Below are 16,537 nucleotides of genomic sequence, written 5' to 3'. Positions count from 1 at the left end.
CCCTGAAAGGAGCGCCTGATGAAACTGCAGGATCTCGATGTCATCGTTACCGCCCCTCCGGCCCCAGGCTGGGGTGGGCGCTATTGGATTCTGGTCAAAGTCTCGACCGATACGGGTGTGGTTGGATGGGGAGAATGCTATGCATCCTCGGTCGGACACGATGCCATGACCCATGTCATCCGCGATGTGTTCGAACGGCACATGCAAGGGGAGAACCCCGAGAATATCGAATTGATGTTCCGGCGTGCATACTCCAGCGGATTTACGCAGCGCCCGGATCTGACTGTCATGGGCGCGTTTTCGGGCTTAGAGATCGCATGCTGGGACATTCTTGGCAAAGATCGGGACCGACCGGTCTATGCACTTCTGGGCGGCAGGATGAACGACCGTATCCGGGCCTATACCTATCTCTACCCGCTTCCTCAGCACGATCTGGCTGACTTCTGGACCTCGCCGGAACAGGCCGGTGAAAGTGCGGCAGAAATGGTTCGACGCGGCTACACAGCTATCAAATTCGATCCGGCGGGGCCCTATACGATCCGCGGCGGGCATATGCCTGCTATGTCGGATATCTCAATGTCAGTTGCATTCTGTAACGCCATTCGCGAGGCGGTCGGAGACAAGGCCGACCTGCTATTCGGCACCCACGGTCAGTTCAACACCGCCGGAGCAATTCGTCTGGGACAAGCGCTGGAGCCCTATTCACCTTTGTGGTTTGAGGAGCCCACTCCTCCGGACATGATCGAAGATATGGCTCGCGTGGCGCGCAATGTCCGCATACCTGTCGCGACGGGTGAGCGGATGACGACCAAGGCCGAATTCGGCGCGGTATTGCGCGCAGGCGCCGCCGAAATACTGCAACCCGCACTTGGCCGTGCAGGCGGTATCTGGGAGATGAAGAAGGTCGCCGCCATGGCCGAGGTTTTTAACGCGCAGATGGCACCGCATCTATATGCGGGCCCGATTGAATGGGCTGCCAACATTCATCTGGCCGCATCGATTCCAAACCTGTTGCTTCTGGAAAGTATCGAAACGCCGTTTCACGACCAACTGATCAAAGGAAGCATCCGCGTCAACGAGGGCTTTGTCACTCCTCCCACCAAGCCCGGGCTTGGTATTGACGTTGACGAGGACCTTGCGCGCGCACACCCCTACATAGGTGATGGTCTGCACTTAGAGATGCAGGAAGCGCCCTGCGACTATGTAAATGGAAATGCATTTCAGGGCGGCGCTCCTGTGGTCGAGGGGTGACAATCGGACGGCAAGTAAGGCATATTGATCCGACCCAGAAGTAGATCTTAGGTTGTTGCGTGAGACCTCAGGATAACGACACTCAAATTTTGTCGGGGGAAACCCCCGCAGATATGAAAGAAAGTGCGGCACGGGCAGCGGTATTCCTCAAGGCCCTGGCACATGAAGGTCGCCTGATGATCCTGTGCCATCTGGGAGACGGCGAGCGTTCTGTAGGAGAGTTGGAGGATTTGCTGGAGCTTCGGCAGGCAGCGGTCAGCCAAATGCTTGCACGCTTACGCGACGAAGGACTAGTAAAAACCCGACGCGATGGCAAAACGATCTATTACGCACTGAATGATGGCAAAGCTGCGCAGATGATCGAACTTCTCTATAGCCTGTTTTGTGAGCCAGATGCCTAGGCCGATCAGTTCGAGACATATCCTGCGATAACCTGCAGCAGCTTGAAGGCTGTGGCGGCATCATTTTCGACCACGGCCAGGAATTCTTCTTCACCAATTCGCAGACAGGACAGGTCCGTTTCTGCCACCATGCTCAAGGCCCGTGGCTCTTTACGGATCAATCCGAGCTCACCGACCAAAGCACCAGCGCCGACGGTTATGATAAGTTGGTCGTCCTCGCCCGAACGCGGCAGATAAAGACCCGCTTCGCCTTCGAGGACGACATAGGCCCCATCGGTTGGCTGGTCGTCCTTTAGGAACACCACCTGGCCGGCCTTGGCCTCGAACCAACGCGCACCAAAGGCCAGCAGGCGGAGCTGACGGCGGTCAAGACCCGAGAACAACGGTGTTTGTTCCAGCGCTCGCAATTTGCGACTCAGGTCGGCAGATGCAGCGCTGTCACCCTCGACGTCGGTTGGGCCTTCGCCAGTCACGACCCGACCCTGACGAATTTCGACATGCATGTCGAAAACATCTGGATTTTCGAACGTATCATTCAGGTAGATTACCGTAGTTTCGGGCAAAAGTTCACGCAGATTTTTGTAAACCGCGACCTGCGTTTCCATGTCATAGCTGGCCAACGCAGTTTCCAGGATCAAAATGTCCGGCTTTTTGATTGTTGCGCGCGTAAAGGCCAAGGGTTCAGCAAACACCGCCGGCAAGTTCTGACCACCAAGTGAAACCGGCACATCATAGATCAATTCAACCACCAACGGACGCGCGCCATTTTCAGCCAACGCATCGACGATCAGCTTGCGTGCCTCATCGGTTCGCGCACCACCAATCTGGCTGACCTTACCGAATAACGCATTTTCCATGACAGTCAGGCCAGGCGCAAAGGCGTTCTCATTCAAAGGCACAAAAACATCGTGCAGAGGTTCCAGCAATTTTTCCGAGTGGCTGTGGCGAAGCTCGAGGATGCGATTTTTTAGCTCGTCCGAAAACGCAGGACCGATCTGTTCCGCCGAGATCACAAACGGCACCGACAACAAGCTGGCCAATTGCTCGTCGTCCAAGCCCTGTGTGCCTTCTTTGCGGGTTTGCTCAACCAATTCGACCGCAGCCTCGTAGGTTTGAGCCTCGAGCCCGAGTTTGCGGAACAATGGGTGGTCGGTTCCATCCAGTCCGAAGATCTGGCGTAGCATTTCAATCACGTCACGGGTCAGACTGACCAGAGTTTCATCCAGCCCCAGCTCACGCAACTGACCCAGAAACACGGTTTGGCGCGCCAAAAGTTGTTGATTGACTGGCACGCAGGGCGTCGCGAACAAGAGGTTTTCAGCAACCGGTAATGCGGGGTTATAAGTGGACCGGTCAAAAACCAAAGCTTGCTCGGCTAGACCAGCCTCGCGCACTACCTGTTGTACCAATGGCCGCAGCTCGATCAGTTTGGCCGCCAACTGCGGATGTTCATTGGGATCAAATGCCTGTTCTGCCCCGCGCTGAAACAGAGCGGCACCTGAACCCATGCCGTCTATCAACTGCAGCCACCATTCACGCAACTGATCGGTATCGTCAAAACCGGCCAATCCCGGATCAAACCATTTGGTATCTATTGGATCCGCGCTGTTACCCGCACGCAGCGTTTCCGCAAAATTCGGATCATCAGATGAGGTGGACAATGGGCGGGGGCGCATCGGCATAATCACGTTCTCGCCCAACGTACCCTGAAACATCACCGGCCGAGAGGTAGCCAGACCGATCCGCGCTGCCACTACGCTCTGATGCAGGCCTGCCATATTGATGCCGCCGATTTCGATCCGTCCAGAGGTCGGTGCAATCTCTCGGATCAGCAATTCGGTCAGTGCATCACGATCTTCTTCGCTGGTTGCCGAGATACCAATGGTCTTGCCGGCCGGAAAAGTCAGGTTCAGATCGTCAAGCACCTGATTGCCATCAATATCGCGAACCGAGACCCGGTCCAGCACGATATCACCATTCAAGTGGGGGCGTTCAGAAGGCTCGCCTTCGAACAGCGACTCGTCAATCATGCCTTCCGGTGCGAATCGCTCGATCACAACATCCCACCGCAGCGACATATCCTGCGTTTGGTTGTAGTAGGTCAGCAGTTCCTTCCAAGGAGAGCTCAGATCTTTGTAGGCGGCCAGCGCGGCCACCAATGCGCCCAAAGAAACCGACCCCTGCAATACCAGCAGGCCTCCGACGAGATAAAACATGAAGGGCGTCAGCTGCGAGATGAAGTTGTTGATGAACTTCATAAAGAACTTTTTCTGATAGATCTCAAAGCGGATGGCGAACAACCGCCCCAACTGATCCGAGATCATCGCACGACGATACCGCCACCCCCCATTGGCACGCAAAGTCGATGCACCGGCGGCATTCTCACCGATCTGGGCGGCCAGAACGCGGACCTCCTGAATGCGCTTCTTGTTCAGCAAGTTGATTTGACGCTGCAGTTTGGGGATCAACCAGGCCTGTAAAGGAATCAAGGCGACGGCAGCCAGACCGAACCAGACGCTTTGCAGAAACAGAAAGGACAGAATCGTGATCATCTGACCCGCCTGCAGCACAGGCTGACTGATCGCGTCCCCCATCAAGCCCCCCATGGGTTCGCTTTCAGCGGTGACCATCGACACCATTTCGCCCTGGCTCACACGCTCAAAATAGGGCTGCGGAAATCTAAGCGCGCGATTGATCAACTGATACCGAAATCGACGCAGCATTCGTTCGCTCAAGACACCCTTCATGGTGTTTATGCGCATTTTCATCAGACCATGCGCCAGCACCGCAGCCAGAAAGGCAAAGCAGAGAATCGTCAGGAATGCAGTTTGTGTCAGGCTATATCCCCAAACGTCGACAATCTGACTGGTCGCACCGATTGCATCATTGATGATGCGTTTGGGGAGCTCCAAGGTGAGATAAAGTAATGGAAATAGCGTCGCAGTCACGGCCAGTAGAATCAGCTGATCGCGTTTGGAGTATTTCCAGATGAACCGAAAGATCGTTCGCTCGATTGAACCCGCCCCTACTAATGACCCACCGCTCAAATCACTGATTTTGGTGTGAATACAACGGCACGAATTTACCGCAATCGTATCCTCAGACGCAAATGAAAATCCGATTCGCGCTTATTTCGCGTTGTGTGAACAAGTTCATTTGCGCGGCAGGCCATTACCCCCTAATCTTCTGATTCAGGACGATATCGGGAGGATTCATTTGCCTGCCAACTTTGGCGCTGTGTTTCTGTTGCTCTGCCTGCTTCAGATCAAGCACATGTTCGCCGATTATTATTTACAGACGCCCAAAATGCTTTCTGGGCGTGGCACGTATTTCCACATGGGACGCGCACAACATGCAGCTGTGCATGTTGTGGGATCGGTTATTATCTTTGCGCTCTTTCGTGCGCCGATAGAATTTATTCTGATCATTGCTGCATTGGAATGGATCGTGCATTTCCACATAGATTTCGCAAAAGCCAATTACTCAGATCGCAAACAGCTACAACCCAATCAGGCAGCTTTCTGGCGCGCTGCTGGTCTGGATCAATTGCTTCATAACCTGACCTATATCGGGATGGCCTGGGCCTGGGTGGTCTTCGCAGCTTGAAGCTTAAGGCACGATCGGTTGATTTCTTTTGATTGTACGCAACACCACATTGGTCTGCGCACTGGCAACGGCTGGCAGCCGAAACAGGAAGTCCTCCAGAAACGTATTGTAAGCCGCCAGATCTCGGCAAAGGACACGCAAGTGGTAGTCCGCCTGCCCCGTGGTTGCATAGCATTCCTGGATTTCGGGGCTTAGTTCCACCGCTCGGATGAAGTCGACGATTTTGTCCGGATCGTGTCGCGTCAGATGCACATGTACGATTGCTTCGAACGTCAATCCCATCGCCGGTGGGTTCACCAAGGCACCATAGCGTTCGATTATCCCTGCGTCTTCAAGAGCGCGCACTCTGCGCCAAAGCGCCGAGGCCGACATCCCCACTGTGTCGGCTAAATCTGCATTCGAAATTCGACTGTCATTCTGCAGCAGCGTCAGAATTCGGCGGTCTCGGTCATCTAGAGCAATCATATTGGATATTCTAATCAAGATTTTGATCTATTGTGAGTTTTTTTTCCAAAATATCGTATCTCGGCACACAAAATGGAACGGTTAACCATTCGAACTGGGTTAAAATATCCTCAACCAAAGGCATAATCCCATGGACCCGATGCAATGAGCCACCTCGACCGAAATATTCGCACCTATCAACTCGACGATCGCTATTCCCTAACTCAAGGCCGGGTCTTTTTGACGGGCACTCAGGCCCTCGCGCGGATCATGATGGATCAGGCGCGGCGCGATCGGCAGGCAGGTTTGAATACATCAGGTTTTGTCTCTGGCTATCGCGGATCGCCATTGGGCGGGTTGGACCTGGAGCTGTGGCGCGCCAAAGAGCGATTAATAGCAGACAGAATCACCTTCATGCCCGCTGTGAACGAGGACCTCGGCGCAACAGCCGTACTGGGTGCCCAACAGGCCACGTTGGACCCACATTGCGAAGTCGAGGGCATCTTTTCGATGTGGTACGGCAAAGGCCCTGGCGTCGACCGTTCAGGCGATGCGTTAAAACATGGCAATGCTTATGGTTCCGCCCCGAAAGGCGGCGTGCTTGTGGTGGCGGGCGACGACCACGGTTGCGTCAGTTCGTCGATGCCGCACCAATCGGACGTGGCCTTCATGGCGTGGTTTATGCCCACATTGAACCCGGCCTCGGTCGAGGAATATCTGGAATTCGGCGAATACGGATACGCTCTTTCCCGCTTTTCGGGCACATGGGTCGGGTTCAAGGCGATCTCGGAAACAGTAGAAAGCGCGCGTTCGGTCGACCTGCGCCCGGACCGCAGTTTCACCCCGCCCCGGATCGATCTGCCAGAACGCGGCTTGCATGTGCGGACGGCCGACCTGCCCTCGCCTGAAATCGAGACCCGCATACAACACAAACTGCGTGCCGTCCGGGCATTTGCCGAAGAAAACCCCATCGACCGACGCATCTATGACATCGACAACGCCAAATTCGGATTTGTGACCACCGGCAAAGGTCACCTTGATTTGATGGAGGCGCTGCGTTTGTTGGGCCTTGATCAAGCCGCTTGCCGTCGCTTGGGGATCGACATCTACAAGGTCGGGATGGTCTGGCCGCTGGCCCGCCGCAACGCGTTGCGCTTTGTGAAAGGCAAGGCCGAGGTTCTGGTCGTCGAGGAAAAGCGCGGCATCATCGAAAGCCAGTTCAAAGAGTATTTCTATGACTGGCCCGGCGACAAACCCCACAAGATGGTGGGCAAATATGACAGCCATGGTGAACCGCTGATCCCGTGGACCGGGGAACTCAGCCCGTTGATGCTAGCCCCCATCGTAGCCGCCCGCCTTGACACGTTCTTTCCAGAAGAAAACCTGCCTGCTAAAGCGCGCGCGCTGACCGAGACGGAAGCGCCCGTGATCAACGTCCCGGGTGCAACGCGAACGCCCTATTTCTGCTCGGGTTGCCCGCACAACACCTCGACTAAAGTACCCGAAGGCTCCACTGCTGCCAGCGGCATCGGGTGCCATGTCATGGCATCATGGATGGATCGCGAAACCGTCGGCTACGCTCAGATGGGCGGAGAAGGCGTGCCTCACGTGGTGGCCTCACAATTCAATGGCGGCAAGCATATCTTTCAGAATCTGGGCGAAGGGACGTGGTACCATTCGGGATCCCTCGCGATCCGACAGGCGGTCGCGGCAGGAACGAACATCACCTATAAAATCCTCTACAACGATGCGGTCGCAATGACCGGAGGGCAGCCGGTGGACGGGCCAGTCAGCGTGGCAGGCATCGCGCAAACCTGCCGCGCCGAGGGGGTCGAGCGGATCGCACTGGTCTCGGATGACATCACCAAGTTCGGCCGTGCCGAATTCCCTGCGGGAACTACATTTCATGACCGGGCAGAAATGGACAGCCTGCAACGCGAGCTGCGCGACATACCCGGTGTCACCGTTCTGATCTACGAACAGACTTGCGCGACCGAAAAGCGACGCCGCCGCAAGCGCGGCATGATGGAAGACCCACAGAAATTTGTTTGGATCAATGATCTCGTCTGCGAAGGCTGTGGCGATTGTTCGGTGGCATCGAACTGCCTTAGTGTCGAGCCGCGTGAAACGCCGCTGGGCCGCAAGCGCAAGATTAATCTGAGCTCTTGCAACAAGGATTTCTCGTGCTTGAACGGGTTCTGCCCCAGTTTCGTGACCATTGAGGGCGCTACTCGACGCAAGCAGAGCGTCGATCTGGATCTTGATGCGCTTGAGGCGGGACTGCGCCTGCCCTCAGCCGCATCTTTGGAGTCCCCCTTTGATCTGCTGGTGACAGGTGTCGGAGGCACCGGGGTGGTTACGATCGGGGCCTTGATCACCATGGCGGCGCATCTAGAAGGTAAGGGGGCTTCGGTTCTGGATTTCACCGGATTTGCGCAGAAATTCGGAACCGTACTCAGCTACATCCGCCTCGGTAAAGAACCTGATACGCTCAACCAGGTGCGCATTGATCATGGCGCTGCAGATGCTGTGATCGGATGCGATGTGGTCGTAAGCTCGGCCCCGAAAGCATCGGCTCACTATGCGCCGGGGACGCACGTCGTTCTGAACCGGGCCGAGATGCCTACCGGAGATATTGTGCTGCATCGTGATGCCCAACTACGGGTTGACGCGCGGGAGCAGGCGATTGCAGACGTAGTGGGTGCGGAAAATTTAACCAGCATTGACGCAAACGCGATGGCCGAAGCGCTGTTAGGCGATACGGTTTTCGCCAATGTCATCATGTTGGGCTATGCTTGGCAAAAGGCGCTGGTGCCTGTGTCACACGCCGCGCTGTTGCAGGCAATTCTTCTAAACGGTGTCGCGGTTGAGAAGAACCGACTGGCTTTTGCCCTTGGACGGTGTTTGGCAGTTGATCCGGAACGCGTTCAGGGATTGGCTCAGCCGACCGAGACAGAGGACACACTGGACCAGATGATCGAGCGGCGGGTTGCCTTTCTTACTGACTATCAGGACGCCGAATATGCCAACCGCTACGCACAGCGGATCAAGGCGATCCGATCGTCAAACTCAGACATCCCGGACGGGCTTGCTGAGACGATTGCCCGAAATCTGTTCCGTTTCATGGCCTACAAGGACGAGTTTGAAGTCGCCCGTCTGCAGACATCTTCTGACTTTTCCGAGGAGCTGGCACAGCAGTTCGAAGGTGATTTCAAAACCAAATATCATTTCGCCCCGCCGCTGCTGAGTTGGCGCAAGGATGAGCGCGGGCGACCGGTCAAGTTTGCGTTGGGCGCATGGATGCACCCGGTTCTGCGTGTTCTTTCACGGTTGCGCGGATTGCGCGGATCACCTCTGAACCCGTTCGGATATCACGCCGAAGCGCGGCTGCACCGTAATATCCTGAATTGGTTTGAAGGGCTTCTGAACATGTATCAGACCAATCCGACAGCACGAGCAGAAGCAGAGTGGTTGCGCGCGTTCTCGGCGGCGGACCAGATACGAGGGTTCGGACCGGTACGCGAAGAGAGCTTCGAAACAGCGCGCGCAGAGGTGTCTTAACCGAGAACCGAAAAGCTGCTTTCGGTATTGATGGGCCGTTTGCGGGAATAAAATCCGGTGTCGATTGTCCGGCCTAAATAGGGCAACTCGAACTGCAACGGATTGGCATCATGATCTGCGCCACCTTCGACATAGCCGATCAAAGCGGTCATCATCTTGCCCGCGATCGGAGCATTTTTGTATTGGTTCCCGCTGGTGCCGCAGGCCATGTAGAACCCCGGAAGGCTGGATTTATCATAGATCGGAATCCAATCTGTCGATGCATCGTACAAATCCACGACTCCCCGGGTGCGTGAGGGTATCCCCAGGCTGGGAACGCGCTGCGCGTAGCGCATTGCTTGCGTTGTCCACTGGTCTGTAAATTCGTGGTTATAATTCACGTCATCTTCGCACCACTGATGCGGATCGCAAGCCGGATCTTCCGAGCCGATCAGAATGTGGTTGCCATGCTCAGGGCGGCAATAAAGGGCGATGTCGCTATCTGAGACAATTGTTCCTTGTGTCTCAAAATCAAACCCTTCGGGTGCCGGTACATGCACGACTTCCTGCCGCAGCGGGCGGGTCCGGATGGTCATGTCACCCAGAACCCCAGCCATTTCGTTAACAATTGCCGACCCAGGCCCAGCGACGTTTACAACCACTTTGGCATGGATCTCTTCACCCGAGGCAAGTTTGACGCCCGCAACGCGGCCCTCGCTGGTCAGTATTTCACGCACCTCAGCACCGGTGCGAACGTCGGCACCATGCAACTTCGCCGCATCCAGCAGGTTTTGGGCCGACAACGCCGGATCTGTCACATATCCCGCGTTAGGCCAGAAAACCGCGCCTTGAACATGTGCCCCGTTCGATTGCCCAAACTCTGGATCATCCATGCGCCGCGCCGGAGCGAAGCTGTCTAACGTGTAAATCGGCAGACGTTCCGTAATCTTCTCCGGTGTCCATTCTTCAAAAGGACAGTCCAGTTCGGTACTGTACTTCTTATGGTTTTCAAGAAATCCATTGGCCTCCGTCTTCATGACCATACAGCCGGTTTCACGGAACTGTGCCAGATTGGCATCATCGGACAATCCCAGATAATCTGCCCAATCACGCCAATAATGGTATCCCTCCCAGGCGAAGGCCGTGCCATCAAAAGTCGAATAATGCATCCGAACGATGGCGCATGAACCGGCGGTCGATCCATGCCCAACTTGAGTATTGCGGTCCAGTGACAGAGTCTTCCAACCCGCCTTTGCCATCTCGAAGGCGATGGCGGCCCCAATTACGCCGGTTCCGATAATGATTGCATCAGGTTGGCTCATGTCCTGTCCTCTCCCAAAGGCGTTTCGCATAGTCGCTGAATTCGGATACTTCTTCGGGTCGCGGCTCAACCCCAGTGAAGACGTAAAGATAGTGTGGCACCATCGATAGCCTGGTCGCCATCGGCTCGTTCAACTGCGCCAGATCATATCCAATCTGCATATAGTACAGTACGCGTGCACGAGTCTCGGCTTCGGTCTCATCATAGTTGAAACGGATGAACATCGTGCACAGCGCTGCCAGACGTCTCGCGTCGGATTGATCCAACATGCGTCGCACCTTTCCCGATCGTCGCGCCCAATCTCGAACGGCAAAATCAAGCGCCGTATCAAAAAGCTCTGAGTTCACGACACAACGCTGAACATTGCAAACGGCCGCCGTTATCGTCTCTGCAGGCAGTTCGGATTGTGCGATCAATGCTGCCGTGTTGGTCGCCTGCCATCGCGCCAGCAACGCATCCAACAACTCCTGCCGGGACTTGAAGTACCAGTAGAACGAGGAGCGCGAGACCGCCATACGTTCCGCCAGGTTCATGACCTTCACCTGCTCGACCCCATCCGAGATCAAGACGTCCATGGCGACGTTCAACCAGTCATCACGTGTGACCTTAATATTGCCGGTCAAGGGTTCAGCTTCCGGATCGTCCCGGTGGAGGATTGGTTTTGTGCTCATTCAACTCTCCGGCGGTGCACCGCCTGCTTCCGTGCGACGTGCGATGAATTCATGCAACGTGCCAAGACGGCTCACATCCTGGGCTGGGGCTTCGAAATTCGCTAGAATTTCTTTCCAAACGCCTGTCGCCCGGTGATTTGCGTCGACCGAACCACGCTCGGTCCAAGTCCCGAAATTGGCATAGTCATGAATATGTGGCTCGTAAAATGCAGTGTTGTAACGTTCCATCGTCTGGCTGGTCGCGAAGAAATGCCCGCTGGGTTCAACTTCGCTCAGCGCGGAATCGAAACCTATCTCTGAACTATCTGCCTGCGCTCCGGCGCAAAGTTCGGCCACCATGTTCAGGACTTCTGCATCACAGATCATCTTTTCGAAGGACACCGTCAGGCCACCTTCAAGCCAACCGGCTGAGTGAATGATCACTGTCGCTCCGGCCATTAGGCAGCCCCAAAGACCGAACTGGTTCTCGTTGGCTGCCTGTACGTCATTGAGGTTCGAAGCCGACCCTGCCGCCGATCGCCAAGGCAGGCCTAAGTATCGTGCGAGTTGCCCCGCGGCCAACGACGCCTGAAAATGCGAAGGCGTTCCAAACGCAGGCGCACCGGATTTCATATCAACGTTGCTGGTGAAGGTCCCATAGCACACTGGCGCGCCGGGGTTTGTCAACTGCGTCAGTGTCAAAGCAGCGAGCGCCTCGGCATGCGACAGGGTGATGGCTCCGGCAACGGTGATTGGCGCCATTGCACCCATCAGGGTAAATGGAGTGATAATCGACATCTGCCCGTGGCGCGCAAAATCGATCAGCCCCTGCGCCATCGGAATATCCAGCGTCCGCGGGCTATTGGTGTTGATGATCGTGTAACAATGCGGATTGCCACGGAACTCATCATCGCTAAACCCGCGCGCGATGGACAGCATCTCAAAACAGTCGATCACCTGAGGCGTTCCGCGCGAGAAGAAGAAGGGGAACTTGTCCGTCAATTCCATTTGCGCTTGGGTGGTGAAATAGTGCCTGACGTTGGTGGGTACGTCCTGCGGTTCGACCTGAGGCGAGATCATCTGGAAGACATCGAAATGATGCGTGAGCTTGAGGAACTCCAGATAGTCTTGCCCGTTTGCAGGCCTGCGCCCGCGCTCCAGATCAGTCGCATTCGGAGCACCAGCCCCGGGTTGGAACACCAAAGAACCTAGCTCCAGCGTGAAATCCCTGCGCCGCGCCCCGGCGCGGCAGGCAATGGATTTCGGGGCCGACGCCACCGCAGCCTCGACCATGTCGCGCCCGATGAAGACCATCTCATTATCTTCATTCACGCGCGCACCACCCTGCGCATAAATCCGGCGCGCCTCGGGCAGCAGGACCTTCACACCCAATTCTTCCAGCGTGCGCAAGGCCGTCTCGTGCATCTCAGCAATCTGATCCGCCGGAAATACTTCCATCTGCGGAAACGGATTGCGCAGCTGACGATAGTTCACGTCACGACTGGGTTGCGGGACCGCCTCGGCCCCACGCCCTCGGCGACGGCGTCTTCCGGCCTCTGCTTCCATGATCAACCCCGCATCGCTTTGCCCTGCGGGTCGTACGGCGACGGCTCAACCACGCGGGCTGGGCTTTCAACGCCAACCACATGCACCGACAGTTCAGTCCCTGGATTAGCCTTGTCGCGATCTACTAGAGCCATGGCCAGGGACTTGCCGGTGTAGTGCCCAAAGCCTCCCGACGTCACAAAACCCACACGTTCGCCGCCTGCCCAAATGGGTTCATACCCGCTGGCATCCGCGTCCAACGCGTCGACCTCAAGCGTCACCTGTACCTGCGCTGGTCCGTTGCCATCGCGCTCGGCCAGCGCCGCATCTTTGCCGACAAAATCCTTGTCCCAGTCGATCCAGCGATCCATCCCGGTCATGCCGGGCGTATAGAGTTGGGTGAATTCTGCAGACCAGATACCAAAGCTCTTCTCAAGCCGCGTCGACAGCATCGCGTTGAAACCGCATTCGCGGATTTCCTCATCGGCCCCGGCCTCCAACAGCATACGGCGTAGCTTGATATGGTCGCCATAGCGGCAGTTGATCTCATATCCCTTTTCGCCCGTCACTGACATTCGGGCAACGCGGGCGCGGACCAGTCCGATATCGAAGTCACCACAACCCATGAATTTCAGGCCCGAGATGTCCTGTTCTGCCAGTTTCTCGACCACAGTCTCTGACCTCGGCCCAACCACGGCAAATCCACAGTATTCTTCACCCAAATCGCGGACCGTGACGCCATCCATCATGTGATCATCGAACCAACGCAAATGCCAGGCACGCAGATAGTAGCTGCCCATGATCCACCAGGTGCCATCGCCCCAGTTGAGCACAGTCAGATCACCCTTGAGCCGTCCGTTCTCGCCCAGCATTGGAGCCAGTTTAGCCCGACCCGGCGCGGGGAGTTTTGAGGCCATGACTTTGTCGAGCCACGCCTCGGCATTCGGACCTGAGACCTCAAACCGCGAGAAACCCGAGATATCAAGCAGGCCCACACCTTCGCGGATGGCCTTGCACTCCTCAGCCACGATGTCATGCGCGTTGGACCGCTTGAGCGTCGGCGTCTCCTCGAACCCTTTCGGCGCGAAGTAAAGTGGCACTTCAAGGTCCCAGCTAACACCCCATTTACAGCCTGCCTCGGTCATCGCGTCATGGGCCGGAGCCATTTTCAGCGGGCGGCCTGCGGGCAGCTGCTCGTTCGGGTAGGTCATCACGAAACGACGGGAATAGAACTGACCAGTTGTTTCGCGGATGTAGCGTTTGTTCTGAGCGAAATCGCCATAACGTGCCACGTCCATCGGCCAAGCGTCGGCTTCGGGCTCGCCATGGATCATCCACTCGGCTAGCGTCTTGCCGACGCCACCACCCTGTAGGAACCCGGCCATCACCGCACAGGCTGACCAATAACCGCGCTTGCCCGGGACTGGACCGACCAACGGGTTACCATCGGGCGAGAAGGTAAACGCGCCATTCACCCATGTCTTGATGCCAACATTCTGGATCGACGGATAGCGTTCAAAGCCCAACGTCAATTCGTTTTCGATCCGGTCAAGCTGTTCCTGAAACAGCTCTTCGCCGTAATTCCAAGGCGCACCGTCCATGGCCCAGTGTTCATGATCGACTTCGTAGATGCCAACTAGAACACCCTTCTGGTCCTGCCGCATATAGGTAAATCCTTCGAGGTCGACAGTCATCGGCATCTCGAAATCGGCCTCAGCCACTTCAGGCACGGTATCAGTAATAAGATAGTGATGTTTGAGTGGCGATACCGGCAGTTCCACCCCTGCCATACGGCCCACCTGCTTGGCCCAGAGACCTGCGGCATTGACCACATGCTCACACGTGATGGTGCCCTTGTCGGTCACAACTTCCCAGCCATCCGCGGTCTGCGTCAGGCGTTCGACCTTGGTTTCCTCGTAATACTCGGCTCCGCGCTTTTTGGCTGCTGTGGCATAGGCCTGAACTGTTCCAGTGGTATCGATATAGCCTTCGCGGTCCGCCCACATTGCGCCAAGCACGCCGTCGGTTGACATGATCGGGCAGCGTTTCTGTGCCTCTTCCGGGGATAACAATTCGCAATCATCAATGCCGATAGATTGAAAGATGCGGTAGTTGGCCTGCAACCACTCCCACCGTTCAGGCGTTCCGGCCAGCGTCAGGCCGCCGGTCATATGCAGGCCGATGTTCTGACCCGATTCCTTTTCGATCTCGCTGAGCAAATCGATGGTATAGGCCTGAAGCGACGCCATGTTGGGATCGGCGTTCAACGCATGGATGCCCCCCGCCGCATGCCAGGACGAGCCCGAGGCTAGGCGCCGACGCTCCAACATCACCACATCCGACCAGCCGAACTTGGCAAGGTGATACAGAACCGAAGCGCCCACAACGCCGCCGCCAATTACCACTACGCGATACTGCGATTTCATCCCAACCTCCCAAGGTGACTCGCAAGGGACGCTAGACGCACTGTTCACTTCTGTCTAGACATTTCTGTACAGTTCTGTGCCTTCTATAAAAACGCGCGTTAAATTCGGGCACTTGGTCGCGCGCGAATGGAATCAAACCAAGCTTGTGTGGCTGTGTTGTCGTCAGGAATGCGCATCTTGATGACACGTGCAAAATCGACAAATACAAATGTGGTGATATCAGCGAGCGTGAATGAGCCGCATGATACGAAATCATTTTCGCGCAGACGGGCTTCTAGTAAATCAAAAAACGCGCCCAACCGTGCAGTTCCGCGCTGCGCCAGTTCGGGAATCTGCGCATGGTTCGCGGTTCCTGTGATGGCACGGTCTTTGAAAGAGGGATGGGTATTGCGCAACGTCTCGGCAATCGGCGCACCGCATTGCTGCTCGGCGATGGCGTTCCACATCAAAACTTCGCCCTTTTCATCCGCTGTTCGGCCCATCAACGCAGGCTCAGGAAAACGCGCTTCGAGATAGGCCGCAATGCCGAGATTTTCGGTGAGCACGGTACCTTCATCCGTGATCAGCACCGGGATCGTCGCGCCGGGGTTCACCGCCCGAAAAGCATCACTCAGTTGCTCGCCATTTGCGATCGAGATTTCGCGCGTCTCAATCTCCAACCCTTTTTCTGCAATGAACATCCGGGCTCGGCGTGGGCTGGGCGCGGTCGAGCAATCATAGAACAGCATTTGACGATCCCCTCTGAGGCTTCACACCCCAAACGTTAGACCGCCCCAGTGCAACAGCGCGAGTCCGATCACAAAGTGACCCTACGGCAGATCAGCGTTGATAGATAAAGCAGCGACCCTCAACCGCACCACTCGGCAGCGGCAGCTCGGTCAAATCCTCGAAATACATGCGATCACTCGAGACCATCAACCCACCACGCGCCAACAGCGGCTCGATCAAAGGTGAGACGAGACGGGCAAATGTATCGTTCTTTTGCCGGTTATGTCCCCCTAGATCGGCGTGGATCAGACTGGCCGACGCGCCAAACTGCGCGACCGATGCGGGCAGCGTTTCACGCACGTCACCCAAAATTACGCGATCATCGGGCGGTGTTGAATCGGGGTGCGAGGCGACCGCACGTTCAAAAACATAAACTGGGCGGTCCTTTATATGCTGAACCATGTGATGATAAGTGCGCCCATTTCCCAGCCCAAGCTCAAATACCGGGCCTTCATGCCCAGTGGTCTGCGCGATTGCATAATCCAAACAAGCACGCTGCGAGACCATGCGATCAATAAACAAATCTAGACGACTTTGAGCTTCCGGCACAACGATTACCCCTATTTGTAGACACGGCACCTTACG

The 16,537-nt window shown here is 56.2% G+C and carries 12 protein-coding genes; 4 read left to right on the top strand and 8 right to left on the bottom strand.

Going from position 1 to position 16,537, the window contains the following annotated elements:
- Positions 1-18 precede the first annotated feature (18 nt).
- Positions 19-1,251, top strand: a complete 1,233-nt coding sequence (locus tag ACR3EJ_RS08010) for a mandelate racemase/muconate lactonizing enzyme family protein (RefSeq protein WP_170545676.1) — start codon at positions 19-21, stop codon at positions 1,249-1,251.
- Positions 1,252-1,364: 113 nt separating this feature from the next.
- Positions 1,365-1,652 carry an ArsR/SmtB family transcription factor gene (locus tag ACR3EJ_RS08005; protein ID WP_170477613.1) on the top strand — a complete coding sequence of 96 codons (288 nt, stop codon included), beginning with the start codon at positions 1,365-1,367 and terminating at the stop codon, positions 1,650-1,652.
- Positions 1,653-1,657: 5 nt separating this feature from the next.
- Here ACR3EJ_RS08005 and ACR3EJ_RS08000 read toward each other — a convergent pair whose 3' ends face one another.
- Complete coding sequence (locus tag ACR3EJ_RS08000; RefSeq protein ID WP_170545679.1) at positions 1,658-4,699, bottom strand: ABC transporter transmembrane domain-containing protein; 3,042 nt, start codon at positions 4,697-4,699, stop codon at positions 1,658-1,660.
- Positions 4,700-4,868: 169 nt separating this feature from the next.
- Between ACR3EJ_RS08000 and ACR3EJ_RS07995 the strand changes: the two genes are divergently transcribed.
- Entirely contained in the window at positions 4,869-5,258 is a 390-nt protein-coding gene (locus ACR3EJ_RS07995) for a DUF3307 domain-containing protein (RefSeq protein WP_010437966.1), read from the top strand.
- Positions 5,259-5,261: 3 nt separating this feature from the next.
- Here ACR3EJ_RS07995 and ACR3EJ_RS07990 read toward each other — a convergent pair whose 3' ends face one another.
- Entirely contained in the window at positions 5,262-5,723 is a 462-nt protein-coding gene (locus ACR3EJ_RS07990) for an Lrp/AsnC family transcriptional regulator (protein WP_170545682.1), read from the bottom strand.
- Between the two features lie 144 nt (positions 5,724-5,867).
- Between ACR3EJ_RS07990 and ACR3EJ_RS07985 the strand changes: the two genes are divergently transcribed.
- A complete protein-coding gene (locus ACR3EJ_RS07985) occupies positions 5,868-9,263 on the top strand; it encodes an indolepyruvate ferredoxin oxidoreductase family protein (RefSeq protein WP_170545685.1) in 3,396 nt (1,131 codons plus the stop codon).
- Here ACR3EJ_RS07985 and ACR3EJ_RS07980 read toward each other — a convergent pair.
- From ACR3EJ_RS07980 to ACR3EJ_RS07955, 6 genes are all read right to left on the bottom strand, one after another.
- The gene (locus tag ACR3EJ_RS07980) at positions 9,260-10,564 is read right to left on the bottom strand and encodes an FAD-dependent oxidoreductase (RefSeq protein WP_170545688.1); all 1,305 of its coding nucleotides are present in this window, start codon (positions 10,562-10,564) and stop codon (positions 9,260-9,262) included. The genes ACR3EJ_RS07985 and ACR3EJ_RS07980 overlap by 4 nt on opposite strands.
- Entirely contained in the window at positions 10,551-11,234 is a 684-nt protein-coding gene (locus ACR3EJ_RS07975; protein WP_170545690.1) for a TetR/AcrR family transcriptional regulator, read from the bottom strand. The genes ACR3EJ_RS07980 and ACR3EJ_RS07975 overlap by 14 nt, the downstream gene beginning before the upstream one ends.
- Positions 11,235-12,779 (bottom strand): trimethylamine methyltransferase family protein, encoded by a 1,545-nt coding sequence (locus ACR3EJ_RS07970; RefSeq protein WP_170545693.1) that lies wholly within the window; start codon positions 12,777-12,779, stop codon positions 11,235-11,237.
- 2 nt (positions 12,780-12,781) lie between these two features.
- On the bottom strand, positions 12,782-15,184 hold the full coding sequence (locus ACR3EJ_RS07965) for a GcvT family protein (RefSeq protein ID WP_170545696.1): 2,403 nt from the start codon (positions 15,182-15,184) through the stop codon (positions 12,782-12,784).
- Positions 15,185-15,282: 98 nt separating this feature from the next.
- Positions 15,283-15,912 carry a glutathione S-transferase gene (locus ACR3EJ_RS07960; protein WP_170545698.1) on the bottom strand — a complete coding sequence of 210 codons (630 nt, stop codon included), beginning with the start codon at positions 15,910-15,912 and terminating at the stop codon, positions 15,283-15,285.
- Positions 15,913-16,003: 91 nt separating this feature from the next.
- Positions 16,004-16,501 carry a class I SAM-dependent methyltransferase gene (locus ACR3EJ_RS07955; protein ID WP_029621662.1) on the bottom strand — a complete coding sequence of 166 codons (498 nt, stop codon included), beginning with the start codon at positions 16,499-16,501 and terminating at the stop codon, positions 16,004-16,006.
- Positions 16,502-16,537: the final 36 nt, after the last annotated feature.

It is taken from the genome of Ruegeria sp. AB11, from assembly GCF_056536325.1.
Note: the sequence above shows the minus strand (reverse complement) of the source record. Positions and strands in the feature narration are given on the sequence as shown.